Below are 24497 nucleotides of genomic sequence, written 5' to 3'. Positions count from 1 at the left end.
TTAGCATAACGAGCCTGAATCCCGGCTGATCTGAATCAACGGCTTACTGCTGATTCTCCTGGTCAGTGAACAGATCGCTGAACAGCATGCTCGACAGATAACGCTCACCGGAATCCGGCAGAATCACCACGATGGTCTTGCCCTGCATCTCCGGCGTCTCGGCCAGCCGAACCGCCACCGCCATGGCCGCGCCGCAGGAAATCCCGCACAGGATGCCTTCTTCCTGCATCAACCGCAGCGCCATGGCCTTGGACTCGTCGTCGGTGACCTGTTCTACCCGGTCTACGATCGACAAATCGAGGTTCTTCGGCACGAAACCGGCGCCAATCCCCTGAATCTTGTGTGGGCTCGGCTTGATCTCTTCGCCCGCCAGCGCCTGGCTGATCACCGGCGAGGACAGCGGCTCCACCGCCACCGACAGAATCGGTTTGCCCTGGGTATTCTTGATATACCGTGAAACGCCGGTGATGGTTCCGCCGGTACCGACGCCAGCCACCAGTACATCCACCGCGCCATCGGTGTCGTTCCAGATTTCCGGACCGGTGGTTTTCTCGTGAATCGCCGGGTTGGCCGGGTTATCGAACTGCGACGGCATGAAGTATTGGCTGGTATCGCTGGCAACGATTTCCGCGGCCTTCTCGATCGCGCCTTTCATGCCCTTGGCCGGCTCGGTCAACACCAGCTCTGCGCCCAGCGCCTTGAGCACCTTGCGCCGCTCGATACTCATCGACGCGGGCATGGTCAGCATCAACTTGTAACCACGAGCCGCCGCGACAAAGGCCAGACCGATGCCGGTATTGCCCGAGGTCGGCTCGACGATGGTCATGCCCGGCTTGAGTTTGCCGTTGCTTTCGGCGTCCCAGATCATGTTCGCGCCGATCCGGCACTTGACCGAATAACCGGGGTTGCGCCCCTCGATCTTGGCCAGGATGGTCACCCCACGCGGCGCGATACGGTTGATCTGCACCAGCGGCGTGTTGCCGATGGAATGGGCGTTGTCAGCAAAAATACGGCTCATGGCTGGGTCCTTATGCAGCGTTGAATTCAGCCTTCCAAGGTATGCCTGTTGCCTGGCGCAGTCCAGTCGGGTCGAACGTCTGCGCCACACGACAGTCAATCGCTAACATCGTCAGGGAGTTGTCTTCATGAAACGTCGCTACAGTTGGCCACTGGGCATTTTCGCCATCATCGTTGTGTTGCTGATCGCATTGCACATCGCCTTGCCGTACATGGTGCGCGACTACCTGAACGGCAAACTGGCGGACATGGGTGACTATCGAGGGCAGATCACCGACGTCGATCTGGCCTTGTGGCGCGGCGCCTACAAGATCAACGGGCTGAAAATCGTCAAGGTCGACGGCAAGGTGCCGGTGCCGTTCGTCAACGCACCGGTGATCGATCTGGCCGTCAGCTGGCATTCGTTGTGGTACGAGCATGCCGTGGTAGCGCAGGTACAGTTCCTCAACCCCGAGATCAACTTTGTCGATGGCGGGCCCAACAAGCAGAATTCCCAGACCGGTAAAGGCACCGACTGGCGCGAGCAACTCGGCAAATTGCTGCCGATCACCCTCGACGAGGTGCAGATTCACGACGGCAAAATCACTTTCCGCAACTTCAGCTCCAAGCCACCGGTGAACATGAACGCGACCAAGGTCGAGGCCAGCATCTATAACCTGACCAACGTGGTCGACAAAGAGGGCAAACGCGACGCCCGCTTCGACGGCAAAGCCCTGCTGCTGGGGCACGCCCCGCTGGAAACCACCGCAACCTTCGATCCGCTGAGCAATTTCGAAGACTTCCAGTTCCGCCTGCGCGCCCGCGACATCGAACTCAAGCGCATGAACGACTTCGCCTCGGCCTACGGCAAATTCGATTTCAATGCCGGCCACGGCGACGTGGTCATCGAAGCCCAGGCGAAAAAAGCCCAGGTCAGCGGCTACATCAAACCACTGCTGCGCGACGTCGAAGTGTTCAACTGGCAACAGGACGTCGAAAACAAGGACAAGAGCATCTTCCGTTCGGTCTGGGAGGCACTGGTCGGCGGTACGGAAACCGTGCTGAAGAACCAGGCGAAAAACCAGTTCGCCACCAAGGTAGAACTCAGCGGCAACGTGCATCAGCAGAACATCAGCGCGTTCGAAGCGTTTTTGCAGATTCTGCGCAATGGTTTTATTCAAGCCTTTAATGCGCGGTATGAACGGCCTAAGCCGGATGCGGGCTAAGATTTACGATTGACGATATATCGACCGGAGTCTTCAGCTGCCAGCGCGGATTTTTGTTGCAATGAGTCCCAACCGAGACAAGCCAAGGCCAGTGCCTTTGGCACCGTCTCCCGTCCATTGCTGTATCGACTGATGCTGCGGACGCTGACCCCCAGCGCTTCGGCTGCCTGACTCAGAGTGAGTCCGGTACGTGCCCGCCAATCGATGAAAATCCGGGTGTTTTCATCGGTAGCGTTTTGCGCCAATGCATCCATATAGAGTGTGTCTGCACCAATCTGTATATCGGGTTCCATCCATTCAACAGTCCAACCATAGTCGTCTAGGGTGGCAGAGGCAAACACCTCAGGATCAAGTAATGGATGCAAGCCTGGATAAGCGTGGATATCTCGGCCCAGGTCAAGCATCAGTTCCTGACCATCAACAAAAGTCAGCTTCAATCGAAAGTCTGCCAGTGCCTGAACAGCTGCCAGACGCGGTCTTTTCATGGGTAACATCGTTTCCAGTCCTCCAGCAGTTGCACCTGATGAGCGGCAACCCACGCCAGCGCTTCCTTGATAATCAGCGGTGGGGCCTTGCCCGCCATGACTTCAACAGTTTCAAGGCTAAGCATCACTTCCACGCCGCCTCCGATCAGGTGGACATGGGGTGGCGGGTGATCCTTCTCGCGCAACTGAATGCGGTATTTGTCGCGAAATCGGTATTTAGTCGTCATGCCTGAGAGGCTATCGCCAAATCGGCGATACCTGAATACTGGCCCCGGGCCGAAACTGAGTCAACATGTGACGCCCCATTCAGAGACTGAATACGCCGTCTGCGTTCACAGTCGACCGGGCTGCGCGTTATAGTCGAGGCATCCGATTTTTCGCCTCCGCCCTGCCTGTGCAGGTCGGCGTTACCGTTCGAGGATTAGCAGATGAAGTTCGAAGGCACCCAGGCCTACGTCGCCACCGATGACCTGAAGCTGGCGGTCAACGCCGCCATCACCCTGGAGCGGCCCCTGCTGGTCAAGGGCGAGCCGGGCACCGGCAAGACCATGCTTGCCGAGCAACTGGCCGAATCGTTCGGCGCCAAGCTGATCACCTGGCACATCAAGTCCACCACCAAGGCCCATCAGGGGCTGTACGAGTACGATGCAGTCAGCCGTCTGCGCGACTCGCAACTGGGCAACGAAAAAGTCCATGACGTGCGCAACTACCTGAAGAAAGGCAAGCTGTGGGAGGCCTTCGAGTCCGACGAGCGGGTGATTCTGCTGATCGACGAAATCGACAAGGCCGACATCGAGTTCCCCAACGACCTGCTGCAAGAACTCGACAAGATGGAGTTCTACGTTTACGAGATCGACGAGACCATCAAGGCCAAAAAGCGCCCGATCATCATCATTACGTCGAACAACGAGAAAGAGCTGCCGGACGCCTTCCTGCGCCGCTGCTTCTTCCACTACATCGCCTTTCCCGACCGCACTACCCTGCAGAAAATCGTCGATGTGCACTACCCGGACATCAAGAAGGATCTGGTCAGCGAAGCGCTGGACGTGTTCTTCGATGTGCGCAAGGTGCCGGGCCTGAAGAAGAAGCCGTCGACCTCGGAGCTGGTCGACTGGCTGAAGCTGCTGATGGCCGACAACATCGGCGAAGCGGTGCTGCGCGAGCGCGATCCGACCAAAGCCATCCCGCCACTGGCCGGTGCCTTGGTGAAGAACGAACAGGACGTGCAACTGCTTGAGCGCCTGGCGTTCATGAGCCGTCGCGGTTCGCGCTAAGAGGCGAATGCCATGCTGCTCAACCTGTTCAATGAAATGCGTGCCGCCAAGGTGCCGGTGTCGGTGCGCGAGCTGCTCGACCTGATCAACGCGCTGAAACAACGCGTGACCTTCGCCGACATGGACGAGTTCTACTACTTGTCGCGGGCGATTCTGGTCAAGGACGAACGGCATTTCGACAAGTTCGACCGTGCGTTCGGCGCCTACTTCAATGGTCTGGAAAAACTCGATGACCATTTGCAGGCGCTGATTCCCGAAGACTGGTTGCGCAAGGAATTCGAGCGCTCGCTGACCGATGAGGAACGCGCGCAGATCCAGTCCCTCGGCGGCCTCGACAAGCTGATCGAAGAGTTCAAGAAACGCCTCGAAGAACAGAAGGAACGCCATGCCGGCGGCAATAAATGGATCGGCACCGGCGGCACCAGCCCGTTCGGCTCCGGCGGTTTCAACCCGGAAGGCATCCGCGTCGGCGACGCCGGCAAGCGCCAAGGCAAAGCGGTCAAGGTCTGGGATCAGCGCGAGTACAAGAACCTCGACGATTCGGTGGAACTGGGCACGCGCAACATCAAGGTCGCCCTGCGGCGTCTGCGCAAATTCGCCCGCCAGGGGGCGGCGGAAGAGCTGGACATCGACGGCACCATCGACCACACCGCCAAAGACGCCGGCCTGCTCAACATCCAGATGCGCCCGGAACGGCGCAACACGGTGAAGCTGTTGCTGCTGTTCGATATCGGCGGTTCGATGGATGCACACGTGAAGATCTGCGAAGAGCTGTTCTCGGCCTGCAAGACCGAGTTCAAGCATCTGGAGTACTTCTACTTCCACAACTTCATTTATGAATCGGTGTGGAAGAACAACATGCGCCGCACTTCCGAGCGCACCTCGACCCAAGACCTGCTGCACAAGTACGGCGCCGACTACAAAGTGATCTTCATCGGCGACGCCGCCATGGCGCCGTACGAAATCACCCAGGCCGGCGGCAGCGTCGAGCACTGGAACGAAGAACCGGGTTATGTGTGGATGCAGCGCTTCATGGAGAAATACAAGAAGCTTATCTGGATCAATCCGTACCCGAAGGACACCTGGGGCTATACCTCATCGACCAATATCGTGCGCGATTTGATCGAGGATCAGATGTATCCGTTGACCCTGCGCGGGCTTGAGGAAGGGATGCGGTTTCTGTCCAAATAATGGGTTGTCTGGGCGGACGCCTTCGCGGGCAAGCCCGGCTCCCACAGTGATCAGCGGTGTTAACAAGATTTGTGTCCACCTCGATACCTGTGGGAGCGGGCTTGCTCGCGAAGCTTTTAGCCAGCTCTGAAACGCCGCAAATATTCGACATGCTCCCGGTGCGCAACATCCTGCACCACCGGCCTCAGCCACACCTTCTCACCCGGCAGACACTGCGCCAGCCGCGTCAACGCCAATGGCGTCAACGCCCCCAGGCGCGGATAGCCGCCAATGGTCTGCCGATCATTGAGCAATACAATCGGCTGCCCGTCCGGCGGCACCTGCACCGCGCCCAACGGAATGCCCTCGGAAATCATCGGCAGCCCCTGATACTGCAAGGCCTTGCCCAATAACCGAATACCCATGCGGTCAGCGCGACTGTCCAGCGTCCAGCCACTGTTGAACACATCAAACAGACTCTGCCCACTGAACTGACCGATCTGCGCGCCAAGCACCAGATCCAGCGGGGTATTCAGGCGAAAATCCGGCCGATGCGGCGCTGGCACTTCACGCACCTGCTGCGATTTGCCCTGATAACTCAGCGCCGCACCTTTGGTCAGTGGCAACCCCAGACCATCGAGACCACCGAGTTCTTCGCGCACCACCGTGGCGCTGCTGCCCAGCACCTGTGGCGCGTCAAAACCGCCAGGCGCCGCCAGATAAGCTCGCGCGCCGAGCAATGGTTGGGTGAACTGCAATTTCTGCCCTTTGCCCAATTTGAAACTGCGCCATGGCGCCAATGGCTGGCCATCGATCTGCGCGCCAAGATCCGCCCCGGCCAGAGCCAGCAGGCAATCGTCTTCCGCGATTACCGCAAACCCGCCGAGGGTGATTTCGATCACCGGCGCATCCAGCGCATTAGCCAGCAACCAGTTGGCCCAGCTCATCGAACACCAGTCCGCCGCGCCGCCCTGGGTCACGCCCAAATGGCGCACGCCGAAGCGTCCGGCGTCCTGTAGCAGGCACAGCGGCGTGCTCGCCTCAATCGTCAGTCGGCTCATGCCAGCGCCTCCAGCGGTGTGTCATCGCCGCCAAGGTTGATGAATTCGGCGTGACTGACCGCTGCAAAACGCACGGTATCGCCGGGCTGCATCAGGCTGTAGCCGTCGCGATGGCGGTCGAACAATCTGGCCGGGGTGCGGCCGATCAGGTTCCAGCCACCGGGTGACACTACCGGATAAGCGGCGGTCTGCCGTTCGGCGATGCCGACGCTGCCGGCCGCGACTTTCTTGCGCGGGGTGTCCAGACGCGGTGCTGCCAGCGCCTCTTCCACCAGCCCCATGAAGGCGAAGCCCGGAGCAAAGCCGAGGGCAAACACCTGATATTCGCGCGCGCTGTGACGACGGATCACCTCGTCCACCGCCAGACCGCTGCGCTGCGCCAACAGGCTAAGTTCCGGGCCGACACTGAGGTCGTACCAGACCGGCAGCACATGACACTGGCCACCACCCTGCTCGTTCGGCGACAGGTCGATCAATGCCTCGGCGATTAATTCCCGCGCCTGATTCGGGCTCAGCGCGGTCAGGTCGTAATGCACCATCAACGTGGTGTAGGACGGCACCAGGTCAATCAACTGCGCACCGAACATAGCGCGCAAACGCTCACTGGCGGCGAGCATCCACGGCATGTTGGCTTCGGCAATGTCATCGAACAGGCGCAGCATCAGGCAGTCCACCGCCACCACTTCAATCCGTGGCTTCATGACGCGCTCTGCTGATTCAAGGCCTCGCGAATGCGCTGCACGGCGGCCACCGAACTGGCGTTGTCGCCATGCACACAGAGGGTGTTGGCCTGCAGATGCAAGGCGCTGCCGTCGCTGGCAACAAGCTCATCGCCACGGGCGATGGTCAGGGCCTGGTCGATGATGACCTGCGCGTCGTGATGCACCGCGCCCGGCAGTTGCCGCGAGACCAGTCGGCCAGCACTGTCGTAGGCGCGATCGGCGAAGGCCTCGAACCACAGGGTCACGCCGTATTCATCACCGAGTTGCTGCGCCGCCGAGTTATCGCGGGTGGCCATCAGCATCAGCGGCAAACTGCGGTCGTACGCAGTGATGGCCTGAAGCACCGCACGCAATTGCGCCGGGTTGGCCATCATGTCGTTGTACATCGCGCCGTGGGGTTTGACGTAGCTCACGCGCCCGCCCTGCGCCCGGCAAATGCCGTCGAGTGCGCCGATCTGATAATGCAGGATGTCCTGCAGCTCTTGCGCGGAATACGCCATCGAACGGCGTCCAAAGCCCACCAGATCCTGATAGGCCGGATGCGCGCCGATCTGCACGCCATGGCTCAGCGCGAGGCTGACGGTTTTGCGCATGATGCTCGGATCACCGGCATGGAATCCGCAGGCGACGTTGGCGCAGTCGATGAAGGGCATGATCTCGGCGTCCAGCCCCATGGTCCAGCTGCCGAAACTCTCGCCAATGTCACAATTCAATAACAGGCGGCTCACAGTAAACACTCCTGTAGCTTCTTGTCTTTCTATCCGTAGGACAAATACCCGATGGGCAATGCCCTCGCAGATTATCAGTTACTGCGCATCCAGTTGCTTGCCGCGGGTTTCCGGCAGGCTCAACGCGGCGAGAATCACCACCCCGTAGGACACCGCAGCAAACGCGCCGATACCCACGCTCAGCGGCACTTTCTGGCTGAGCAAACCGATCAACAGGGGAAACAGTGCCGCCAGCGCCCGGCCGATGTTGTAGCAGAAGCCCTGCCCCGAACCGCGAATCCGCGTCGGAAACAGCTCGGTGAGAAACGCGCCCATGCCGCTGAAAATCCCCGAGGCGAAGAAGCCCAACGGAAAGCCCAGCCACAGCATCACGCCGTTGCTCACCGGCAGCTGCGTGTACAGCAAGACGATGGTGAACGAGCCGACCGCGAACAGAATGAAGTTCTTTTTACGTCCCAGCAGGTCGGTAAGATAAGCGCTGATCACATAGCCGACGTAGGAGCCGATGATCACCATCGCCAGATAACCGCCGGTGCCGAGCACGCTCAAGCCACGCTCGTTCTTGAGAAAGGTCGGCAGCCACGAGGTGATCGCGTAATACCCGCCCAGTGCGCCAGTGGTCAGCAAGGAGGCGCGGAACGTGGTGAAAAGCATGCCGGGGGCGAAAATCTCGTAGAACTTCGCCGGGTTCTCCGGGGTTTGCGCCGCCTTGGCTTCGCGATAGATCTCCGGGTCTTTCACCAGCCTCCGAACGAAGATCACAAAGATCGCCGGCACGATGCCGAGGATGAACAGCGCCCGCCACGCGTCCTCTGGCGGCAATACCGAGAACAGCAGCGCATACAGAATCGCAGTCAGCCCCCAACCCAGCGCCCAGCCGGACTGCACCATGCCCACCGCTTTGCCGCGGTCTTTGGCGCGGATCACTTCCCCGATCAGCACCGCGCCGGCGGTCCATTCACCGCCGAAACCGAAACCCATCAGGGTTCGCGCGATCAACAGCTGCTCGTAACTCTGGGCGAAGCCACAAAGGAAGGTAAAGAAGGCGAACCACAGTACCGTCAATTGCAGGGTGCGCACACGGCCGATGCGGTCGGAGAGAATCCCCGCCACCCAGCCGCCGATGGCCGAGGCGATCAGGGTGCTGGTGTGAATCAGCCCGGCCTGCCCGGTGGTGATGCCCCACATGGCGATCAGGGTCGGCACCACGAAACTGAGCATCTGCGTGTCCATGCCGTCCAGGCCGTAGCCGATCTTGCAGCTCCAGAAGGTGCGACGCTCCTGCTGATTGATGTTGCGATACCAGTCGAACGGTCCCGGACGCGCCGTCGTCGTGGATGCTTCAAGGGTGTTGGGAGCACTCATGGCTTATCTCCGCAGGTTTTTTATTGGTCTTGTTCGCAGCCCCGACGACGCCTATCGTGGGAACCGGATGCGCCGATTTTTGGGCGCGTCGCCCTGCTGCGTCCAACGAATAAAAACCCGCCTTAGGCATAAGAAAAACTTGTCACCCGAGCCTTGCCCATGAACCTGAAGTTTCTCGAGACCTTTGTCTGGGTCGCCCGGCTGAAGAGTTTTCGCCTGACCGCCGACAAGCTGTTCACCACCCAGGCGTCGATTTCCAGCCGCATCGCGGTGCTCGAAGGTGAGTTGGGGGTGAAGCTGTTTCTGCGTGATTCACGCGGCGTCAGCCTGACCCCCGAAGGCTTGAAAGTGCTGGATTACGCCGAGCAGATGCTCGACACCATGACCGCGCTCAAGCAATCGATAGAGACCCGTTCGAGCAAAGTCGGCCGGGTGCGCATCGGCGTCATGGACACGGTGATTCACACCTGGCTCAGCCCGTTGGTGGCGCAGATGACCGATGTGTATCCGCGAGTGGAAATCGAGCTGGTCGCCGATACCTCGCTCAACCTCTGCGATCAGCTGCAAAAGGGCTTTCTTGACATCGTTCTGCAAACCGATCTGATCCGCCATGAAAGTGTCCGCAGCCTGGAGTTGGCCAGCCATCCGCTGGGCTGGATCGTCGCCAGCCAGTCCATCTACAACCGTGACTACGCCGACCTCACTGAACTGGCGCAGGAGCGGATCATCACCTACTCGAAAAACTCCCGACCGCATCAGGATCTGCTGGCATTGATGCAGGCCAACGGCGTACCGGCGCCGCGCCTGAACTGCGTGAACTCGGTGTCGGCGATCACTCGGCTGTTGCGTGATGGCTTTGGTATTGGGGTGCTGCCGCCGGTATTGGTGACTGAGGAACTGGCGCGGGGCGAACTGACGTTGCTCGGTATCGATCAGCGACCGCCGAACTTACAGGTGGTGGTGTCCTGGCGAGTCGGCGTGGAATGGGTCGAGGAGATGGTGACGCTGTGTCAGCAGGTGCTGGGAGACTATGCGCGCAAGGTTGGCAAAGACTACATCACGCTGACTGACTGAAGGCTATTTGTGGTGAGGGGATTTATCCCCGATGGGGCGCGAAGCGGCCCCAAGCGTTGTCCCAGATGGGTTCAAGTTATCAGGATTCAGGTCTGCTTCGCAGCCCATCGGGGATAAATCCCCTCGCCACAGAGGGCCTTGTAAGCTTTAGAGGCCGCGCACGTCGCGGTCTTCGATCGGCCGGCTCTGGCGCAAACGCCGGCCGCCCAGTACCACCCAGTCTATCAGCCGAACCAGGCACTCGATGCCGAACGACAGCAGCAGCGCGCCGCTCATGCCCCAGATCATCGCTTCCGGGGTCAGCAGGATCTGGTAGCTATAGCCGTTCCAGGTTTCCTTGCGGATGTCCGGATCGGCGGCCAGCACCACTTGCAGGAAGCGGATGTACCACGGACCCTGCATGGCCTGGAACTGTTTATCCAGTGCGATCTGGCGGTTGAGCAAAGTGCTCAGGCTGTCGGCATCGCTGCGAAACACCGGGTCGTCACTGGCACGGTAATGTGCGACCAGCGCCTGCAAGTCGCCCTTGAAGAACTGCTCGGCCGTGCCCTGGAAGCCACGCAAACCGGTCTGCGCTTCGATCAGATGGGCTTCGACGCGTTTCGCGTAATCGTTGATGAACCCCGGCACCTGGACACCGATCAACAGGCCCGCCGCAAACAACACCAGCCGTAGATAACTGAGCAACATCGCGCAAAGATCCTTTATTCGGTCGTGCCCTGGCTGACGCATTCGCCGCGTCGCCACAGGCTCCATTGGCCCGGTTGGTAACGGGTCCAGGTTTCATTTTCGGTCAGGGGTTCGGTGGCGATCACCGTGACCACGTCGTTGGGCGTGGTTTCCGCCTGGAAATCGACGATCACATCGACGTCCTTGAGCCGCGCCGGACCGAACGGTGCGCGCCGGGTGATCTGTGCCAGTTTGGTCGAGCAATAGCAGAACAGCCAGTCGCCGTCGCTGAGCAGGCAGTTGAATACGCCTTTGCTGCGGTATTCGGCGCATGCGGCAACCAGGTCCGGCAGCAGCACTTCGATATCCACTGGCTCCGGGAAGGCGGCACGCACGCGGTTGAGCAAATCGCAGAACGCCGCTTCGCTGTCGGTGTCGCCCACCGGGCGGTAGAAACTCTTGATCGGGGTGAAATCGGCGAGCTGGCCGTTGTGCGCGAAACACCAGTTGCGCCCCCACAGCTCGCGGACGAACGGGTGGGTGTTGGACAGGCAGACCTTGCCGACGTTGGCCTGGCGGATGTGGCCGATGACCACTTCGCTCTTGATCGGATAGCGCTGCACCAGATTGGCCACTTCCGACTCGCAACTCGCCGCCGGGTCCTGGAACAAACGCAGGCCGCGCCCTTCATAGAAGGCGATACCCCAGCCATCACGGTGCGGGCCGGTGCGCCCGCCACGCTGCATCAGGCCGGTGAAGCTGAACACGATGTCGGTCGGCACGTTGGCACTCATGCCCAGTAATTCACACATGTGCGGACTCTCGGCTTACAGACGCGGCTCGACCCGCATGCGCTGCGGGTTGTTTGGCAGCGGCGGCCGACCGTAGCGGTCATCGCCGGCAGCGCCGAACGGCTGATCGTCGTCTCGATCATCGGCCCGCGCCGCGGCTTTGGCGGCTTCGGCCTGCTCGCGACGGGCGCGGGAAGCGCGTTCGATCGGGAAACGGATCAACACGAAAATCAGGTAGATGCCGAAAGCGATCATGCCGTACATGAACAGATCGGAAATCGCCCGCCAGGCGTTGTTGCCGACCTTGAAGGCCAGGTCCAGCGCGGTGATGGCGATGGACGGCGCGACCTTGGCTTTAACCGGGTCGATGATGGTCGGGCTGAACAGCAACACTGCCATCAGCACCCTTAGCGGCTCGCGCAGCCAGCGCCACATCCAGCGGGTCAGGCGCAGCCATACCAACAGGCAGCCTACGGCGGCAAAGGCGTAGAGGCCCCAGGCGATCAGATAGTCGTTCTCGGTCATGGTGTCCATGGCAAGGCAGGCAAAGAGGCGCTTATAGTAACGACTTTTCGCCCGCCAGGCTTGTCCCAATACCAGACGGCCAACAGCAAACCCTGTGGGAGCGAGCTTGCTCGCGAATGCGCCGGGTCAGTGAAACACATGTCATCTGACAGGACGCCTTCGCGAGCAAGCTCGCTCCCACAGGGAATGCAGCAGTTTCACTATCTGCGAAAACCCTTATTCAGAACATTTTCCGAGAGCCTTCCATGCCTGAATCCGCCAATGTCATGACTCCCCCGATTGCCCAGCGGGCGCCCGGTACCGACCCGTATGCCTGGCTGCAGGAGCGCGACACCGATGTGGTGCTCGACTACCTCAAGGCTGAAAACGCCTACCAGGAAGCCCAAACCGCCGATCAGGCCGGTCTGCGCGAAAGCCTGTTCGAAGAGATCAAGGGCCGGATCCTCGAAACCGACCTGTCCCTGCCCTCGCCGTGGGGCCCGTATCTGTATTACACGCGCACCACCGCTGGCGACGAATACGCCCGGCACTACCGCTGCCCGCGTCCGGCCGACGACAGCCTGACCCTCGACGAGAGTCGCGAACAACTGCTGCTCGACCCGAACCAGCTGGCCAACGGCGGCTTCTTCTCGCTCGGTGCGTTCAGCATCAGCCCCGACCATCAGCGTCTGGCCTACAGCGTCGACACCTCGGGCGACGAGATCTACACCCTGTTCGTCAAGGAACTGGCCAACGACAAGGTCAGCGAACTGGAATTCGAAGACTGCGACGGCAGCATGACCTGGGCCAATGACAGCCTGACCCTGTTTTTCGCCGTGCTCGACGACACCCACCGTCCGCACAAACTGTTTCGCTACCGCCTCGACGGCACCGCGGCCGAAGAAGTATTCCACGAGCCGGACGGGCGTTTCTTCCTGCATTGCTACCGCTCCAGCTCCGAGCAGCAACTGTTGCTAACCCTGGGCAGCAAGACCACCAGCGAAGTCTGGGCGCTGGACGCACATCAGCCGCACCTGCCCTTCACCTGCCTGGCGCCACGGGTCGAGGATCACGAATACGACGTCGACCACGGCGTGCTCGATGGCGTGTGGACGTGGTTCATTCGCACCAACCGCGACGGCATCAACTTCGCCCTGTATCAGGCCCCGGACACCGGTATCGCGCCGAGCGAAGCCGATTGGCAGAACCTGATCCCGCACAGCGACGAGGTGATGCTCGACGGCGTCACCCTCAACGCCGAGGCCATGACCCTGAGCCTGCGCGAAGGCGGCTTGCCGGTCATCGAAGTTCACCCACAGGGCCTGGCGCCTTATCGCGTGCAACTGCCGGATGCGGCCTACAGCCTTTATGTACAAAACAGTCTGGAGTTCGAGAGCGACCGCATTCGTTTGCGCTACGAAGCGTTGAATCGCCCGGCACAGGTGCGCCAACTGATCCTTGCCAGCGGCGAGCAAACGGTTTTGAAGGAAACCCCGGTACTCGGCCCGTTCGACGCTGACGCCTATGTGAGCCAACGCCTGTGGGCCACCGCGCCGGACGGTACGCAGGTGCCGATCAGTCTGGTGATGAAGCGCGAGATGCTCGGCAAACCGGTGCCGCTGTATCTGTACGGTTATGGCGCTTACGGCTCAAGTCTCGATCCATGGTTCTCCCACGCCCGCCTGAGTCTGCTGGATCGCGGCATGGCGTTCGCCATCGCCCACGTGCGTGGCGGCGGCGAGTTGGGCGAAGCCTGGTACCGCGCCGGCAAGCAGGAACACAAGCCCAACACCTTCAGCGATTTCATTGCCTGCGCCGAATTCCTGATTCTCAACGGCATCACCACCGCCGAGAAACTGGCGATCAGCGGCGGCAGTGCCGGGGGGCTATTGATCGGCGCGGTGCTCAATCAGCGCCCGGACCTGTTCGGCGTGGCGATTGCCGAAGTGCCCTTCGTCGACGTGCTCAACACCATGCTCGACCCGGAGCTGCCGCTGACCGTCACCGAATACGACGAGTGGGGCAACCCGGAAGAACCGGACGTTTACGAGCGGATCAAGGCCTATGCGCCGTACGAAAACGTCAGCGCACAGGCCTATCCGGCCACGCTGGTCATCGCCGGCTACAACGACAGCCGCGTGCAATACTGGGAAGCGGCCAAGTGGGTGGCGAAACTGCGCGCGACCAAGACCGACGACAATCTGCTGCTGCTCAAGACCGAACTCGGCGCCGGGCATGGCGGGATGAGCGGGCGTTATCAGGGATTACGTGACGTAGCACTCGAATATGCATTTGTGTTCAAGGTTTTGGGCCTGGCCTGAGGAACTCCGTCGGTCACTCGGGTCTTAACTCCAGACCCGCGGGGCCGATATCCACAGATCCCCATGTAGGAGCTGCCGCAGGCTGCGATCTTTTGATCTTGCTTTTCAAAAAACAGAATCAAAAGATCGCAGCCTTCGGCAGCTCCTACAGGGGTCCGTGTTAAGCCTTGGAATGTGAAAACAAAAAGACCGCAATGACATGTCAGAACCGACTCTGTTGAACAACGAAATCCGCGACTGGCTGATGGACTGTGGCCTGTTTGATCAATTGCAGCTGGCGGACTTTGCCGCCGCTTCGGGCTATTTCAGCATCAGCACCGTGGCCGAGGGCGAGGCGATTTTTCGCGAGGGCGATGCCGGCAGCTTCATGTGCATCCTCCACACCGGTCAGGTCGCGGTACAGAAAACCGGGCCTGATGGCCAGGTCATCACCATGGCCACCCTGCGCAGCGGTCGGGCGTTTGGTGAAATGGCCGTGCTGGATGGCGAACGGCGCTCGGCCACCTGCATCGCGGCGAGCAACTGCCAGTTGTTGAACCTGGGCAAGGACTCGCTGGAAAAGATGCTCAACGACGCACCGAAGATCGCCGCGAAAATCATCCGCGCCCTCGCCGTCTCGCTGTCCAAACGCCTGCGCATGGCCGACGGTCAACTGGCCGCGCAGCAGGTTTAACCGCCGGGGGATTTGGCCTTGGTCGCGCCCGGCTCGATGCCCGGCACCGGTTGATCCTTGCTCGGTGGGCTAGGCATTTCGATCGGCACCAGCGGCGGGCTGCCACTGCCGGCGCCGGACTTGGGAACGTTGATCGGGGTGATTTGCGGATACGGCGTCGGCGTGGCGGTCCCGGGCGCGCCGGGTTGCGGCGTCGGGCTGACCGGAAAGGTCTGCTGCGCCTGCACTGCAGTAATCGAGAGCGCGGCCAGGGCAATGACCGTTAGAATGGTGCGCTTCATCAAGGGCTCCGTTTGGCCTCTAGTCTGCGCTCAGGCTACTCCCAACGGGCCTGCTTGCCTTCCCCCTTGTAGAGATTTCCATGAAACGTTTCGTTCTGCTCGACACCACGCCGATCCCTGACAACGGTGGCGCCCTGTGCCTGTTCGAGTATGGCGAGGATTTCGTCATCAAGATCCAGGGCGGCGACGGCGGGCAACTGATGAACACGCGCATGCACGGTTCCGAAGATGCGCTGGCCGAGATTCCTTGCCGCAAGGTCGCCGGCCGGCCGAATTCGCGGGTGCTGATCGGCGGGTTGGGCATGGGCTTCACCCTCGCCTCGGCGCTCAAGCATCTGGGCAAAAGCGCCGAAGTGGTGGTCGCCGAACTGGTGCCGGGCGTTGTCGAATGGAACCGTGGGCCGCTGGGTGAGAAGTCCGGGCGTCCGCTGCTCGATCCACGCACGGTGATCCGTCAGGATGACGTGGCCAAGGTCCTGCAAAGCGAGCCGAAAGGCTTCGACGCGATCATGCTTGACGTCGACAACGGCCCCGAAGGCCTGACCCAGAAGACCAACAGCTGGCTGTATTCCGCCGCCGGGCTCAACGCCTGCGCCAAGGCCCTGCGTCCCAAGGGCGTACTCGCGGTGTGGTCGGCCAGCGCGGACCGGCAGTTTTCCGACAAATTGAAGAAGGCCGGATTCAAGGCCGAAGAAGTCCAGGTGTTCGCCCACGGCAACAAGGGCACTCGCCATACGATCTGGATTGCCGAGAAGCTCAAGGGCTGAGCTAAACTGGCGGCATAACCGTCATCAGTCTTTTTACAAAGGTGAACCCATGAGTTCGTCCACCCCGACCAACACCTCGAAGCTTGATCGCATCCTGGCCGACAATCAGCGTGACAAGGAAATGGGCTACCGCGACAAGGCCCTGAAAATGTACCCGCACGTGTGCGGCCGCTGCGCCCGCGAGTTCTCCGGCAAGCGCCTGAGCGAACTGACCGTGCACCACCGCGACCACAACCACGACAACAACCCGCAGGACGGCTCGAACTGGGAGCTGTTGTGCCTGTACTGCCACGACAACGAACACTCGCGCTACACCGACCAGCAGTACTTCGACGACGGCTCGCTGAGCACGCCGAAAATTGCCAAGGCGACGCATAACCCGTTTGCAGCGCTGGCCGGGTTGATGAAGAAAGAAGACTGACACTCTTCAGCGCCTGGACTGGCCCCTTCGCGAGCAAGCCCGCTCCCACATTGGATCTGTGGCGTACACAAAACCAATGTGGGCGCGGGCTTGCTCGCGAAGGCGGCCATCCAGACAGCGCCAATCCATGATCTGACCACAACCGCCCAATCCCCGTATAATCGCGCTCTTTTTCCCGAAGGCACCCCGCTCGTGGCAGACAAACGTTACAGCTGCATTGGTTTGTACAACCCCAAGTCACCGGAGAACGTCGGTTCGGTGATGCGCGCCGCAGGCTGTTACGGCGTGGCGTCGGTGTTCTACACCGGCAAGCGTTATGAACGCGCCGCCGATTTCGTCACCGACACCAAGCGTGTGCACTACGACATCCCGCTGATCGGCATCGACGACCTGAAAAAAATCCTGCCGCTCAACTGCGTGCCGGTCGCCGTGGAACTGGTCGAGGGCGCCCGCCCGCTGCCGGAGTACACCCACCCGGACCGCGCGCTGTACATCTTCGGCCCGGAAGACGGCTCGCTGGATAAAGAGATCCGTGACTGGTGCGAAGACGTGGTGTACATCCCGACCACCGGCTGCATGAACCTCGCCGCCACGGTCAACGTCGTGCTCTACGACCGCATGGCCAAGGGTCTGAACACCCGCTCCGGGCCGAAATTCCGCTGAAACGTTGCACATCCGATGGAACAAGCTGAAGGCCGCGGCAGTCAGCTTATCTATCTATTGCACATAGCCTGGGAGACAGATCATGACCGAACTCAAACGCGTCCAACGTATCGAATCCACCCCGTTTCAGACTCGCTCAGAGCAGAACGTCGAAGGCTGGGAGCGCATCGGCTCGCTGGCGGGCGGCGTGATCATGGTCGGCAAGGGCCTGCGCCGTGGCGGCGTGTTTGGCCTGATTCAGGTAGCGATTGGCGGCGTGGCGATGGCCCGCGGCATTACCGGGCACAGCTCGGTGAAGAGCCTGCTGGAGAAAGGCCGTCAGGACATGAACAACGTACGGGCGAAGATCGAGCGCGCCGGTGAAGAGCTGAGCCAGCTCAAGACCAATGCCGAAGCGGCCACCAGCAGCGCGACGGTGACTGGCAATGATTCGGTGAAATCGCCAAAAGCCGGGGTTTAACGGTTTAACAGCAAAAGATCGCAGCCTGCGGCAGCTCCTACACAATCTCTGTAGGAGCTGCCGCAGGCTGCGATCTTTTGATCTTTATAACGGTGCTTAACCGGCCCGGAAAATCAGATGATCTTCCCAGTCATCCTCCGGCACGCTACCCTCGGCGAGCATGCGCCCGGACTGGGAAATCCGTTCGTGGTGTACAGCGTCACGGTCACCGCAGACCAAGTGGTGCCACAACGGCAAATCCTTGCCCTCGCTTACCAGCCGATAACCGCAGGTTGGCGGCAGCCATTTGAATTCTTCGGCCTGGCCCGGGGTCAGCTGAATGCAATCCGGGACAAACTGGATGCGGTTCGGGTAGTCGCTGCACTGGCAGGTTTTCAGGTCCAGCAATTTGCAGGCGATGCGCGTGTAATAGACGCTGTTGTCTTCCTCATCTTCGAGTTTCTGCAGGCAGCACAGACCGCAGCCGTCGCACAGCGATTCCCATTCCTCATGATCCAGTTGATCGAGGGTTTTGCGTTTCCAGAACGGTTCGACTTTGGCGGCCATGGCTCAAGCATCAACATCAGGTGGTGAAAAGGCCGCCAGTCTAGTGCCCTGGGCCTTGTCGGCCAAGCGCTGGCGACTGTCGGTAAATCGTGCTTGTCAGGCGAATCGCCGGCCAGTAGGGTTTTGCCACGAATTCATGCCTCCACCACCACTGGGAATCTTCGATGAGTGCCAACCCTCGCGTTGCCGATTACGCCATCCATCCGCAGTTCACCGACCGCTGGTCGCCACGCGCCTTCACTGGCGAAGCGATTCCGGAAGACACCCTGCTGAGCTTTTTCGAAGCCGCACGCTGGGCTCCCTCGGCCTACAACTCGCAGCCGTGGCGCTTCCTCTATGCGCGCCGCGACACGCCGAACTGGGAGCGTTTTCTCGGCCTACTGAATGAGTTCAACCGCAGCTGGGCACAACACGCATCGGCGCTGGTGATCGTGATCTCGAAAACCACCTTCACCGCCCCCGGCGCCAGCGAAGAAACGCCGGCGCTGTGGCACACCTTCGACACCGGTTCGGCCTGGGGCCATATGGCGCTGCAAGCGAGCCTCAGCGGCTGGCACACCCACGGCATGGCCGGTTTCGATCAGGAGCTGACCCGCAAGGAGCTGAATATTCCTGAAGGTTATGCACTGCACGCGGCGGTTGCTGTCGGCAAGCTCGGTGACAAGGCCACTTTGGCCGAGTACCTGCAGGCGCGGGAAGTGCCGAGCCCACGTCGCCCGCTGAGCGAGCTGGTGGCGGAAGGCGATTTCACCCTCTAAGCAACACCACAAAACCACTGTAGGAGTGAGCCTGCTCGCGATGGCGTCGTGTCAGACAACATTAACGTCGGCTGACACGCCCTCATCGCGAGCAGGCTCACTCCTACAGGTATCGCGGTGACTCAATAACCGCGGTTGAAATCCACTTCCCCACGCAACGCTTCACCGGCCTGATACGCCCGCAGATTCTCGACGAACAACTGCGTCATTAACGCAGGCGAGGTTGGCGCGGAACTGTGCCCGGTCAGCAACAGGCCCCAGGCAGTCCAGAACGGATGGCGCTGTGGCAACGGTTCCTGACGGCAGACGTCGATCACCGCGCCGGCCAGGTGCCCTTCCTTCAACGCTTCGACCAGATCGGCATCGACCACCGCCACGCCGCGTCCGACGTTGATGAACAATCCGGTCGGCTTGAATTGCTTGAACAGCGCCGCGTCGTAAATATCGTGGGTGTGTACGGTGTTCGGCAGCAGGTTGACCACGTAATCGACTTCGCCCACCAGCCGCGGCAGATCCTCCATCGATCCCACTTCGACGAACGGCGCCTGTTCGCGGGCGGCGCTGGCGATGCCGTACAACTCGACGCCGAACGGCAGCAGAAACTGCGCCACGCTCTGGCCGATATCGCCAGTGCCGACGATCAGCACCTTGCGCCCGACCAGGCTCTGGCCGGTGCGACTGTCCCATTTACGCTCGACCTGGCTGACCAGACGCGCCAGCACTTCACGCTCGTGACCGAGCATGTAGGTCAGCACATATTCGGCCATCACCTGACCGAAGATCCCCACCGCGCGGGTCAAGCGGTAATCACGGCGCAAACCGTCGGCGAGCAGCGGCGTGATGCCGGCCCAGGTCGATTGCAGCCATTGCGGTTGATGGCCCTGGCGCAACAGCGTCGCCAGCAGATCCGGCTGCCCCAGCCATACCGGGCAATCGGCGGCCTGCCGGGCCAGTTCGGCGGAGTCGCCACTGGTCAGGACTTCAAGTTCAGGGGCCGCCTGACGCAGCAGCCGGGCATACACCGCGTGGTCGTGTTCAGCAATCAGAACGCGCATCTTCAAACCTTTCGCAAACCGTGCAGGCAACCGCCGAAGGAGTCGCACTCCTTCGTGGCGGTCGTCGCCGTAAAATCAGTTCCAGGGAGCAAAAGGCCCAGAACAGGGCCTCGCAGATCAGACCGGATCGTTGCGTCGCAGCAACTCTTCGGGCAGGTGTTCGATGTACTCGTCCTCGGCAGGCGGCATCTGCAGGTGATAGCCCTGCTTGTCGAGGTTTTCCAGGACCACGGTGATGTCTTCGCGCGCCAGTTTGCGCTCGGGGGTCAGCACCAGATCGAACGAGTGCTTCGCTTTGCCGAAGGCCGCCATCAGCGCCTCGGGCACGCGCTCCAGCGCCTCGCTCTTGAGCACGTAAAGGTACATCCCGGGTTTCTTCGAGCTTTGGTAAATGGAGCAAATACGTTTCAAGGCTGTTCTCCGGCGTTGGCCAGGCTGTCGAGCAGCTTCTGGCCCATGAGTTCGCGGCGCCAGCCACGCAGCGACTCAGGCAATTGATAAGGCCCCTCGGGAAAGCCGCTTTTGACCAGGGCTTCGAGGGTTTTCTTGCGCAGCATCAGTTCCGGGGCGATGCCCAGGCGTTCGGCTTCGACCTGGCCGAGGGCGCGCAGTTGTTTGATCAGCGCAGCGGCTTCGACCGGCAACGGCTCTGGCACCGCCGGTGGCCATTGATCAGGCCCCACACTGCCAGAGCGCTTGATCAGATCAAGCAGAAACTGGCCGTCCTGACGCACGGTACGCGGATGCATGTCTTCGATCTTGCCCAGCGCCGCGAGGTTGTCCGGTTGCGTGCGGGCCAGCGGCCACAGCGAGTGTTCACGGACGATGCGGTTGCGCGGCAGATTGCGCGCCCGGGCCTCACGTTCGCGCCAGGCACACAGTTCACGCAATACCGCGAGCTGTGCGCGGGACAGTTTCCACGCCAGTTTGACCTCGCGATACACCTCGTACGGATCGGTCTCGCGGCGCAGATTGGCCACCAGCTCGGCGCCGTCCTCCAGCACCCAGGCGAATTTGTCGTCAGACAATTTCGGCTGCAGCTGTACGAATACTTCCGCCAGATGCACCGCATCTTCAGCGGCGTAGCTGATCTGCGTGTCGGACAGCGGGCGCTGCAGCCAGTCGGAACGGGTCTCACCCTTGGGCAGTTCGATGCCCAGCACTTCCTGCACCAGCCGCGAATAGCCCATCGAGAACCCGAGGTTCAGGTAGGCCGCCGCCAGTTGCGTGTCGAACAGCGGCGCCGGCAGACTGCCGGTCAGGCGCATCAGCACTTCGAGGTCTTCGCTGCAGGCGTGCAGCACTTTCAGCACCGCCGGGTTTTCCAGCAACGCCGCCAGAGGTTGCCAGGCGTCGATGCTCAACGGGTCGATCAGGTAGGCGCGTTTGCCGTCGCCAACCTGCAACAGGCCGGCAATCGGGTAGAAGGTGTCGACCCGCATGAATTCGGTGTCGAGGGCAACGAACGGCAGCTGCTGCCACTCGGCGCAAAACTGCGCGAGGCTTTCGTTGTCGCGAATCCAGTGAATATCGATAGCCACACGGCTCTCCCTTGAAGAATGGCGCGCAGTATATATCGCCGCCGGCGTTTTACGCGCCTGCACTGGGCCACAGCTGTAACGAAATGTCCTGCCAGAAAGAAAGAATAGTCCTACAGGGGAGTGGTATTTAGTTTTTAAATAGTGCCGGGGAAATCTGATTTGCCGACAGGCGGGTCGCGCCGCCTAATCGGCAGCCTCAAACCACCAGAGTCTGCCGATGGAAAACCTTCGCGCCCCTGCTCGCCCCGCTGTCTGGCTGATGCTCGGCATCGTCCTCGTCGCGCTCAATCTGCGTCCGTCGATGGCCGCCGTCGGCCCCTTGTTGTCAGCCATTCGCGGTGACATTGCGCTGAGTTTCAGCCTGGCTTCACTGCTGACCATGCTGCCAGTGATGGCGATGGGGCTGGCGATGTTCTTCGGGATTGGCATCAGTCGGCGTCTGGGCGAGCAGCGCACAGTGATTCTGTCATTGTTGATTATCGGCTTGGCGACGCTATCGCGGCTGTGGCTGGATTCGGCGGCACAGTTGATTGGCAGCGCGGTACTGGCCGGGATCGGCATCGCCTTGATTCAGGCGTTGATGCCGGTGCTGATCAAGTCACGTTTTCCGGACCATGTCGCGCTGTGCATGGGCCTCTACGTCACATCGATCATGGGCGGCGCTGCACTGGCCGCTTCGTTTGCGCCACTGGTGATGGTGCACACCGGTAGTTGGCGCATCGGCCTGGCGATCTGGGCCGGGCTGGCCGTACTGGCGTGGCTGGTCTGGTGCGCGCAACCGAACACATCATCCAGAAAGACCACCGTCGTAGGCAAACAATCATTCTTCGGCCTTTCCCGCGCCTGGCTGCTGGCAATCTTCTTCGGTCTGGGGACGGCTTCCTACACCTGTGTGCTCGCCTGGCTGGCGCCGTATTACGTGGAACAAGGCTGGAGCGAACAACATGCCGGTCTGCTGTTGGGTTTGCTGACGGCCATGGAGGTGATTTCCGGGTTGCTCACCCCCGCCATCGCCAACCGCAGCCGTGATCGTCGTGTGGTCCTGGCGGCATTACTGCTGCTGATCATTGCCGGCTTCTGCGGGTTGATCCTCAGCCCGCAACAGCTGAGCCTGCTGTGGCCGTGTCTGCTGGGGCTGGGGATTGGCGGCCTGTTCCCGATGAGCCTGATCGTCGCGCTCGACCACCTCGACAACCCGCAACGGGCCGGTGGCCTGACCGCTTTCGTGCAGGGCATTGGCTATTTGATCGCCGGCCTCTCGCCACTGCTGGCCGGCATCATCCGCGATCATCTCGGCAGCTTCGAATGGGCGTGGTGGTCATTGACCGCGGTGATGGTGGTGATGCTGCTGATGGTGCTGCGCTTCGACCCACGGCAATACGCCCGGCACATTCGTTGAAGCAAATGTCAGCGCCGGACTAGAGGCCTCTTGCCACCGTTCCCGAGCATTGTTTAGTAACGTCGTGTTGCTAAAACTTTCTGTCCCACAACTGACACTGAATCGTCCTACAGGCCTTTGTCCTGGGACCATCGTTCCGTTACGATCATGCGCACACGTTTGCGCGGATTTCAGCGCAAGAAGCACAGTGGGACGGAACGGATGCTGAACAGTAACTTGCTTCGAAAGCTCGACATGCAGGACCTCATGGTGTTTATCGCCGTGTATGAGCAAAGCAGCGTCACCGACGTCTCGGAGACGTTGTGTGTCAGCCAGTCCACTGTCAGCTACTGCCTGAAAAAATTGCGCACCAGTTTTGAAGACGAGCTGTTCATCAACACCCGCACCGGCATGCGCCCCACTTACAAGGCCGACTCCATGTACGGCCATGTGCAGAAGATTCTGGAAAGCATCAACCTGTGTCACGCCGGCGCACCGGCCTTCGATCCGACCCGGCAAGCGGTGACTTTCAATATCTGCGCCCCGGAATATTTCGAGCAACTGGTGTTGCCGCGCCTGTTGAAGCGTTTTGACTTCGACGATTTGCCGGTGATGGTCAACATGCACAAGTTCGAGACCGACGTGCCCGCAGAAGAATTGCGCGACGGCAGCCTCGACCTGGTGATCTGCTTCGGCCCCAATTTCCACCGCAGCCACACCGACCTCAAGTCGCAAAAGCTGCTGGAGGACGACCTGGTCTGTGTCTTCGACAAACGCGCCACGCCGCTGGAACCGCGCCTGAGCCTGCAGGCCTTCACCGAGCGCCGGCATGTTTTTCCGACGCCGTGGACCTCCACCACCAATATGGTCGACGGCTGGCTGGCGCGGCAGGCGCAGAAACGCCAGATCGTCGCGCGCTCCAACAGCTACAGTGCGGCGCTGAAAATGATCACCGGCACCGACTTCATCCTCACCCTGCCCCGACGCATCCAGCGCCTGCTGACCAATGACGCAGTGTTCAATCACTGCGAGGCGCCGAACGGCTTGCCGGGGTTCACCCTCGACATGCAATGGAGCCAGGCCGCCGATCAGGACAGCGCCAACGTCTGGCTGCGCGAGCAGGTGATCAAGGTCTGCGGTGAGCTGGAAGCGGTCTGAGTCCTACACGCCAATGGCAGTTTTGCTGTAGGACTCGCGATCGATATCGACCAGCTCCACGCACAGCTGCAGCTCTACCCCGGCCGGCCATTCGCACAAATCCTTCAATGCCGCCAACAGGCTCTCGGAAAGCTGCTGCTTGATCTGTGGCGAACGACCGCTGAGCATCGCCAGCTTCACGTAGACAAAACCGCGCTCGCTGATGCCGGTGCCGACTTTGAAGGTTTCGACTTTTACCGCCCGGCTCTTGATGTCGAACTCTGCCGCGAACTGACCGGAGCCCACCAGGACGTTGTTGAGCCGGATCAACGCCACATCGGCATTCAGTTGCGGCAGGTTGGCGGTGTATTCCATGTGCAGGTGTGGCATGAGGAGCTCCAGTCAGTCGGCAGAAAGGTCGTACGTATACC

Annotated in this window: 29 protein-coding genes; 13 read left to right on the top strand and 16 right to left on the bottom strand. The window is 60.8% G+C overall.

What is annotated here, in order from left to right; genetic code table 11:
- Positions 1-43: 43 nt before the first annotated feature.
- A complete protein-coding gene (gene cysK / locus ACXR0M_RS18750) occupies positions 44-1018 on the bottom strand; it encodes a cysteine synthase A (RefSeq protein ID WP_458833266.1) in 975 nt (324 codons plus the stop codon).
- 127 nt (positions 1019-1145) lie between these two features.
- Here cysK and ACXR0M_RS18745 point away from each other — a divergent pair, with 127 nt between their 5' ends.
- Positions 1146-2222: a DUF748 domain-containing protein gene (locus tag ACXR0M_RS18745; RefSeq protein ID WP_458833265.1), complete on the top strand. Its 1077-nt coding sequence runs from the start codon at positions 1146-1148 to the stop codon at positions 2220-2222.
- Here the strand turns inward: ACXR0M_RS18745 and ACXR0M_RS18740 are convergent.
- Positions 2219-2716, bottom strand: coding sequence for a helix-turn-helix domain-containing protein (locus tag ACXR0M_RS18740; protein WP_458833264.1), 498 nt, complete (start codon positions 2714-2716; stop codon positions 2219-2221). The genes ACXR0M_RS18745 and ACXR0M_RS18740 overlap by 4 nt on opposite strands.
- Complete coding sequence (locus tag ACXR0M_RS18735; RefSeq protein ID WP_458833263.1) at positions 2704-2934, bottom strand: DUF4160 domain-containing protein; 231 nt, start codon at positions 2932-2934, stop codon at positions 2704-2706. The genes ACXR0M_RS18740 and ACXR0M_RS18735 overlap by 13 nt, the downstream gene beginning before the upstream one ends.
- 201 nt (positions 2935-3135) lie before the next feature.
- Between ACXR0M_RS18735 and ACXR0M_RS18730 the strand changes: the two genes are divergently transcribed.
- Positions 3136-3981 carry an AAA family ATPase gene (locus ACXR0M_RS18730; protein WP_458833262.1) on the top strand — a complete coding sequence of 282 codons (846 nt, stop codon included), beginning with the start codon at positions 3136-3138 and terminating at the stop codon, positions 3979-3981.
- A 12-nt stretch (positions 3982-3993) separates the two neighbouring features.
- Complete coding sequence (locus ACXR0M_RS18725) at positions 3994-5172, top strand: vWA domain-containing protein (protein WP_007956512.1); 1179 nt, start codon at positions 3994-3996, stop codon at positions 5170-5172.
- A gap of 116 nt (positions 5173-5288) precedes the next feature.
- Here ACXR0M_RS18725 and ACXR0M_RS18720 read toward each other — a convergent pair whose 3' ends face one another.
- The 4 genes from ACXR0M_RS18720 to ACXR0M_RS18705 form a co-directional block, all read right to left on the bottom strand.
- On the bottom strand, positions 5289-6212 hold the full coding sequence (locus tag ACXR0M_RS18720) for a 5-oxoprolinase subunit C family protein (protein WP_458833261.1): 924 nt from the start codon (positions 6210-6212) through the stop codon (positions 5289-5291).
- The gene (gene pxpB / locus ACXR0M_RS18715; RefSeq protein ID WP_458833260.1) at positions 6209-6913 is read right to left on the bottom strand and encodes a 5-oxoprolinase subunit PxpB; all 705 of its coding nucleotides are present in this window, start codon (positions 6911-6913) and stop codon (positions 6209-6211) included. Before pxpB ends, ACXR0M_RS18720 begins: the two co-directional genes overlap by 4 nt.
- A complete protein-coding gene (locus ACXR0M_RS18710) occupies positions 6910-7662 on the bottom strand; it encodes a 5-oxoprolinase subunit PxpA (protein WP_458833259.1) in 753 nt (250 codons plus the stop codon). Before ACXR0M_RS18710 ends, pxpB begins: the two co-directional genes overlap by 4 nt.
- A gap of 78 nt (positions 7663-7740) precedes the next feature.
- Positions 7741-9027 carry an MFS transporter gene (locus ACXR0M_RS18705; RefSeq protein ID WP_458833258.1) on the bottom strand — a complete coding sequence of 429 codons (1287 nt, stop codon included), beginning with the start codon at positions 9025-9027 and terminating at the stop codon, positions 7741-7743.
- Between the two features lie 159 nt (positions 9028-9186).
- Here ACXR0M_RS18705 and ACXR0M_RS18700 point away from each other — a divergent pair, with 159 nt between their 5' ends.
- Positions 9187-10101: a LysR family transcriptional regulator gene (locus ACXR0M_RS18700; RefSeq protein WP_458833257.1), complete on the top strand. Its 915-nt coding sequence runs from the start codon at positions 9187-9189 to the stop codon at positions 10099-10101.
- A 147-nt stretch (positions 10102-10248) separates the two neighbouring features.
- Here ACXR0M_RS18700 and ACXR0M_RS18695 read toward each other — a convergent pair whose 3' ends face one another.
- The 3 genes from ACXR0M_RS18695 to ACXR0M_RS18685 are packed head-to-tail and all read right to left on the bottom strand — an operon-like array spanning position 10249 to position 12095.
- Positions 10249-10791 (bottom strand): DUF2937 family protein, encoded by a 543-nt coding sequence (locus ACXR0M_RS18695; protein WP_458833256.1) that lies wholly within the window; start codon positions 10789-10791, stop codon positions 10249-10251.
- 14 nt (positions 10792-10805) lie between these two features.
- Positions 10806-11582: a class II glutamine amidotransferase gene (locus tag ACXR0M_RS18690; RefSeq protein ID WP_401062963.1), complete on the bottom strand. Its 777-nt coding sequence runs from the start codon at positions 11580-11582 to the stop codon at positions 10806-10808.
- Positions 11583-11597: 15 nt separating this feature from the next.
- Positions 11598-12095: an MFS transporter gene (locus ACXR0M_RS18685; RefSeq protein WP_458833255.1), complete on the bottom strand. Its 498-nt coding sequence runs from the start codon at positions 12093-12095 to the stop codon at positions 11598-11600.
- A gap of 236 nt (positions 12096-12331) precedes the next feature.
- Between ACXR0M_RS18685 and ACXR0M_RS18680 the strand changes: the two genes are divergently transcribed.
- Positions 12332-14386, top strand: a complete 2055-nt coding sequence (locus ACXR0M_RS18680) for a S9 family peptidase (protein WP_458833254.1) — start codon at positions 12332-12334, stop codon at positions 14384-14386.
- Between the two features lie 199 nt (positions 14387-14585).
- Positions 14586-15059, top strand: coding sequence for a cyclic nucleotide-binding domain-containing protein (locus ACXR0M_RS18675; protein ID WP_007969596.1), 474 nt, complete (start codon positions 14586-14588; stop codon positions 15057-15059).
- Here ACXR0M_RS18675 and ACXR0M_RS18670 read toward each other — a convergent pair.
- Positions 15056-15340, bottom strand: coding sequence for a hypothetical protein (locus ACXR0M_RS18670; RefSeq protein ID WP_458833253.1), 285 nt, complete (start codon positions 15338-15340; stop codon positions 15056-15058). The genes ACXR0M_RS18675 and ACXR0M_RS18670 overlap by 4 nt on opposite strands.
- Before the next feature lie 80 nt (positions 15341-15420).
- On the opposite strand from ACXR0M_RS18670, the gene ACXR0M_RS18665 reads away from it, so the two are divergent.
- From ACXR0M_RS18665 to ACXR0M_RS18650, 4 genes are all read left to right on the top strand, one after another.
- Positions 15421-16107 carry a spermidine synthase gene (locus tag ACXR0M_RS18665; RefSeq protein ID WP_458833252.1) on the top strand — a complete coding sequence of 229 codons (687 nt, stop codon included), beginning with the start codon at positions 15421-15423 and terminating at the stop codon, positions 16105-16107.
- 49 nt (positions 16108-16156) lie between these two features.
- On the top strand, positions 16157-16528 hold the full coding sequence (locus tag ACXR0M_RS18660) for a YajD family HNH nuclease (RefSeq protein ID WP_064586446.1): 372 nt from the start codon (positions 16157-16159) through the stop codon (positions 16526-16528).
- A 192-nt stretch (positions 16529-16720) separates the two neighbouring features.
- Positions 16721-17191, top strand: a complete 471-nt coding sequence (locus tag ACXR0M_RS18655; protein ID WP_007911337.1) for an RNA methyltransferase — start codon at positions 16721-16723, stop codon at positions 17189-17191.
- A gap of 82 nt (positions 17192-17273) precedes the next feature.
- Positions 17274-17651, top strand: a complete 378-nt coding sequence (locus tag ACXR0M_RS18650) for a YgaP family membrane protein (protein WP_458833251.1) — start codon at positions 17274-17276, stop codon at positions 17649-17651.
- 96 nt (positions 17652-17747) lie between these two features.
- Here ACXR0M_RS18650 and ACXR0M_RS18645 read toward each other — a convergent pair whose 3' ends face one another.
- Entirely contained in the window at positions 17748-18197 is a 450-nt protein-coding gene (locus tag ACXR0M_RS18645) for a YcgN family cysteine cluster protein (protein WP_064586443.1), read from the bottom strand.
- Positions 18198-18361: 164 nt separating this feature from the next.
- On the opposite strand from ACXR0M_RS18645, the gene ACXR0M_RS18640 reads away from it, so the two are divergent.
- Entirely contained in the window at positions 18362-18955 is a 594-nt protein-coding gene (locus tag ACXR0M_RS18640) for a nitroreductase family protein (RefSeq protein ID WP_458833250.1), read from the top strand.
- 122 nt (positions 18956-19077) lie between these two features.
- Here ACXR0M_RS18640 and ACXR0M_RS18635 read toward each other — a convergent pair whose 3' ends face one another.
- From ACXR0M_RS18635 to rnd, 3 genes are all read right to left on the bottom strand, one after another.
- The gene (locus ACXR0M_RS18635; RefSeq protein ID WP_458833249.1) at positions 19078-20010 is read right to left on the bottom strand and encodes a D-2-hydroxyacid dehydrogenase; all 933 of its coding nucleotides are present in this window, start codon (positions 20008-20010) and stop codon (positions 19078-19080) included.
- Positions 20011-20127: 117 nt separating this feature from the next.
- Complete coding sequence (locus ACXR0M_RS18630; protein ID WP_458833248.1) at positions 20128-20421, bottom strand: YcgL domain-containing protein; 294 nt, start codon at positions 20419-20421, stop codon at positions 20128-20130.
- Positions 20418-21551 (bottom strand): ribonuclease D, encoded by a 1134-nt coding sequence (gene rnd, locus ACXR0M_RS18625; protein WP_458833247.1) that lies wholly within the window; start codon positions 21549-21551, stop codon positions 20418-20420. Before rnd ends, ACXR0M_RS18630 begins: the two co-directional genes overlap by 4 nt.
- 217 nt (positions 21552-21768) lie before the next feature.
- Here rnd and ACXR0M_RS18620 point away from each other — a divergent pair, with 217 nt between their 5' ends.
- Positions 21769-22950, top strand: coding sequence for a cyanate transporter (locus ACXR0M_RS18620; RefSeq protein WP_458833246.1), 1182 nt, complete (start codon positions 21769-21771; stop codon positions 22948-22950).
- 201 nt (positions 22951-23151) lie between these two features.
- Positions 23152-24087: a LysR family transcriptional regulator gene (locus tag ACXR0M_RS18615; protein ID WP_458833245.1), complete on the top strand. Its 936-nt coding sequence runs from the start codon at positions 23152-23154 to the stop codon at positions 24085-24087.
- 3 nt (positions 24088-24090) lie between these two features.
- On the opposite strand, the gene ACXR0M_RS18610 is transcribed toward ACXR0M_RS18615, so the two are convergent.
- The gene (locus tag ACXR0M_RS18610; protein ID WP_458833244.1) at positions 24091-24456 is read right to left on the bottom strand and encodes a 5-carboxymethyl-2-hydroxymuconate Delta-isomerase; all 366 of its coding nucleotides are present in this window, start codon (positions 24454-24456) and stop codon (positions 24091-24093) included.
- Positions 24457-24497: the final 41 nt, after the last annotated feature.

Source organism: Pseudomonas sp. Eth.TT006, assembly GCF_054456575.1.
This window is presented reverse-complemented; position numbering and strand designations above follow the sequence as displayed.

Excerpts from the sequence above, each read along its gene's own strand:
- cysK (WP_458833266.1), bottom strand. The coding sequence starts at position 1,018 with ATGAGCCGTATTTTTGCTGACAACGCCCATTCCATCGGCAACACGCCG.
- ACXR0M_RS18745 (WP_458833265.1), top strand. The coding sequence starts at position 1,146 with ATGAAACGTCGCTACAGTTGGCCACTGGGCATTTTCGCCATCATCGTT.
- ACXR0M_RS18740 (WP_458833264.1), bottom strand. The coding sequence starts at position 2,716 with ATGTTACCCATGAAAAGACCGCGTCTGGCAGCTGTTCAGGCACTGGCA.
- ACXR0M_RS18735 (WP_458833263.1), bottom strand. The coding sequence starts at position 2,934 with ATGACGACTAAATACCGATTTCGCGACAAATACCGCATTCAGTTGCGC.
- ACXR0M_RS18730 (WP_458833262.1), top strand. The coding sequence starts at position 3,136 with ATGAAGTTCGAAGGCACCCAGGCCTACGTCGCCACCGATGACCTGAAG.
- ACXR0M_RS18725 (WP_007956512.1), top strand. The coding sequence starts at position 3,994 with ATGCTGCTCAACCTGTTCAATGAAATGCGTGCCGCCAAGGTGCCGGTG.
- ACXR0M_RS18720 (WP_458833261.1), bottom strand. The coding sequence starts at position 6,212 with ATGAGCCGACTGACGATTGAGGCGAGCACGCCGCTGTGCCTGCTACAG.
- pxpB (WP_458833260.1), bottom strand. The coding sequence starts at position 6,913 with ATGAAGCCACGGATTGAAGTGGTGGCGGTGGACTGCCTGATGCTGCGC.
- ACXR0M_RS18705 (WP_458833258.1), bottom strand. The coding sequence starts at position 9,027 with ATGAGTGCTCCCAACACCCTTGAAGCATCCACGACGACGGCGCGTCCG.
- ACXR0M_RS18700 (WP_458833257.1), top strand. The coding sequence starts at position 9,187 with ATGAACCTGAAGTTTCTCGAGACCTTTGTCTGGGTCGCCCGGCTGAAG.
- ACXR0M_RS18695 (WP_458833256.1), bottom strand. The coding sequence starts at position 10,791 with ATGTTGCTCAGTTATCTACGGCTGGTGTTGTTTGCGGCGGGCCTGTTG.
- ACXR0M_RS18690 (WP_401062963.1), bottom strand. The coding sequence starts at position 11,582 with ATGTGTGAATTACTGGGCATGAGTGCCAACGTGCCGACCGACATCGTG.
- ACXR0M_RS18685 (WP_458833255.1), bottom strand. The coding sequence starts at position 12,095 with ATGGACACCATGACCGAGAACGACTATCTGATCGCCTGGGGCCTCTAC.
- ACXR0M_RS18680 (WP_458833254.1), top strand. The coding sequence starts at position 12,332 with ATGCCTGAATCCGCCAATGTCATGACTCCCCCGATTGCCCAGCGGGCG.
- ACXR0M_RS18675 (WP_007969596.1), top strand. The coding sequence starts at position 14,586 with ATGTCAGAACCGACTCTGTTGAACAACGAAATCCGCGACTGGCTGATG.
- ACXR0M_RS18670 (WP_458833253.1), bottom strand. The coding sequence starts at position 15,340 with ATGAAGCGCACCATTCTAACGGTCATTGCCCTGGCCGCGCTCTCGATT.
- ACXR0M_RS18665 (WP_458833252.1), top strand. The coding sequence starts at position 15,421 with ATGAAACGTTTCGTTCTGCTCGACACCACGCCGATCCCTGACAACGGT.
- ACXR0M_RS18660 (WP_064586446.1), top strand. The coding sequence starts at position 16,157 with ATGAGTTCGTCCACCCCGACCAACACCTCGAAGCTTGATCGCATCCTG.
- ACXR0M_RS18650 (WP_458833251.1), top strand. The coding sequence starts at position 17,274 with ATGACCGAACTCAAACGCGTCCAACGTATCGAATCCACCCCGTTTCAG.
- ACXR0M_RS18645 (WP_064586443.1), bottom strand. The coding sequence starts at position 18,197 with ATGGCCGCCAAAGTCGAACCGTTCTGGAAACGCAAAACCCTCGATCAA.
- ACXR0M_RS18640 (WP_458833250.1), top strand. The coding sequence starts at position 18,362 with ATGAGTGCCAACCCTCGCGTTGCCGATTACGCCATCCATCCGCAGTTC.
- ACXR0M_RS18635 (WP_458833249.1), bottom strand. The coding sequence starts at position 20,010 with ATGCGCGTTCTGATTGCTGAACACGACCACGCGGTGTATGCCCGGCTG.
- ACXR0M_RS18620 (WP_458833246.1), top strand. The coding sequence starts at position 21,769 with ATGGAAAACCTTCGCGCCCCTGCTCGCCCCGCTGTCTGGCTGATGCTC.
- ACXR0M_RS18615 (WP_458833245.1), top strand. The coding sequence starts at position 23,152 with ATGCTGAACAGTAACTTGCTTCGAAAGCTCGACATGCAGGACCTCATG.
- ACXR0M_RS18610 (WP_458833244.1), bottom strand. The coding sequence starts at position 24,456 with ATGCCACACCTGCACATGGAATACACCGCCAACCTGCCGCAACTGAAT.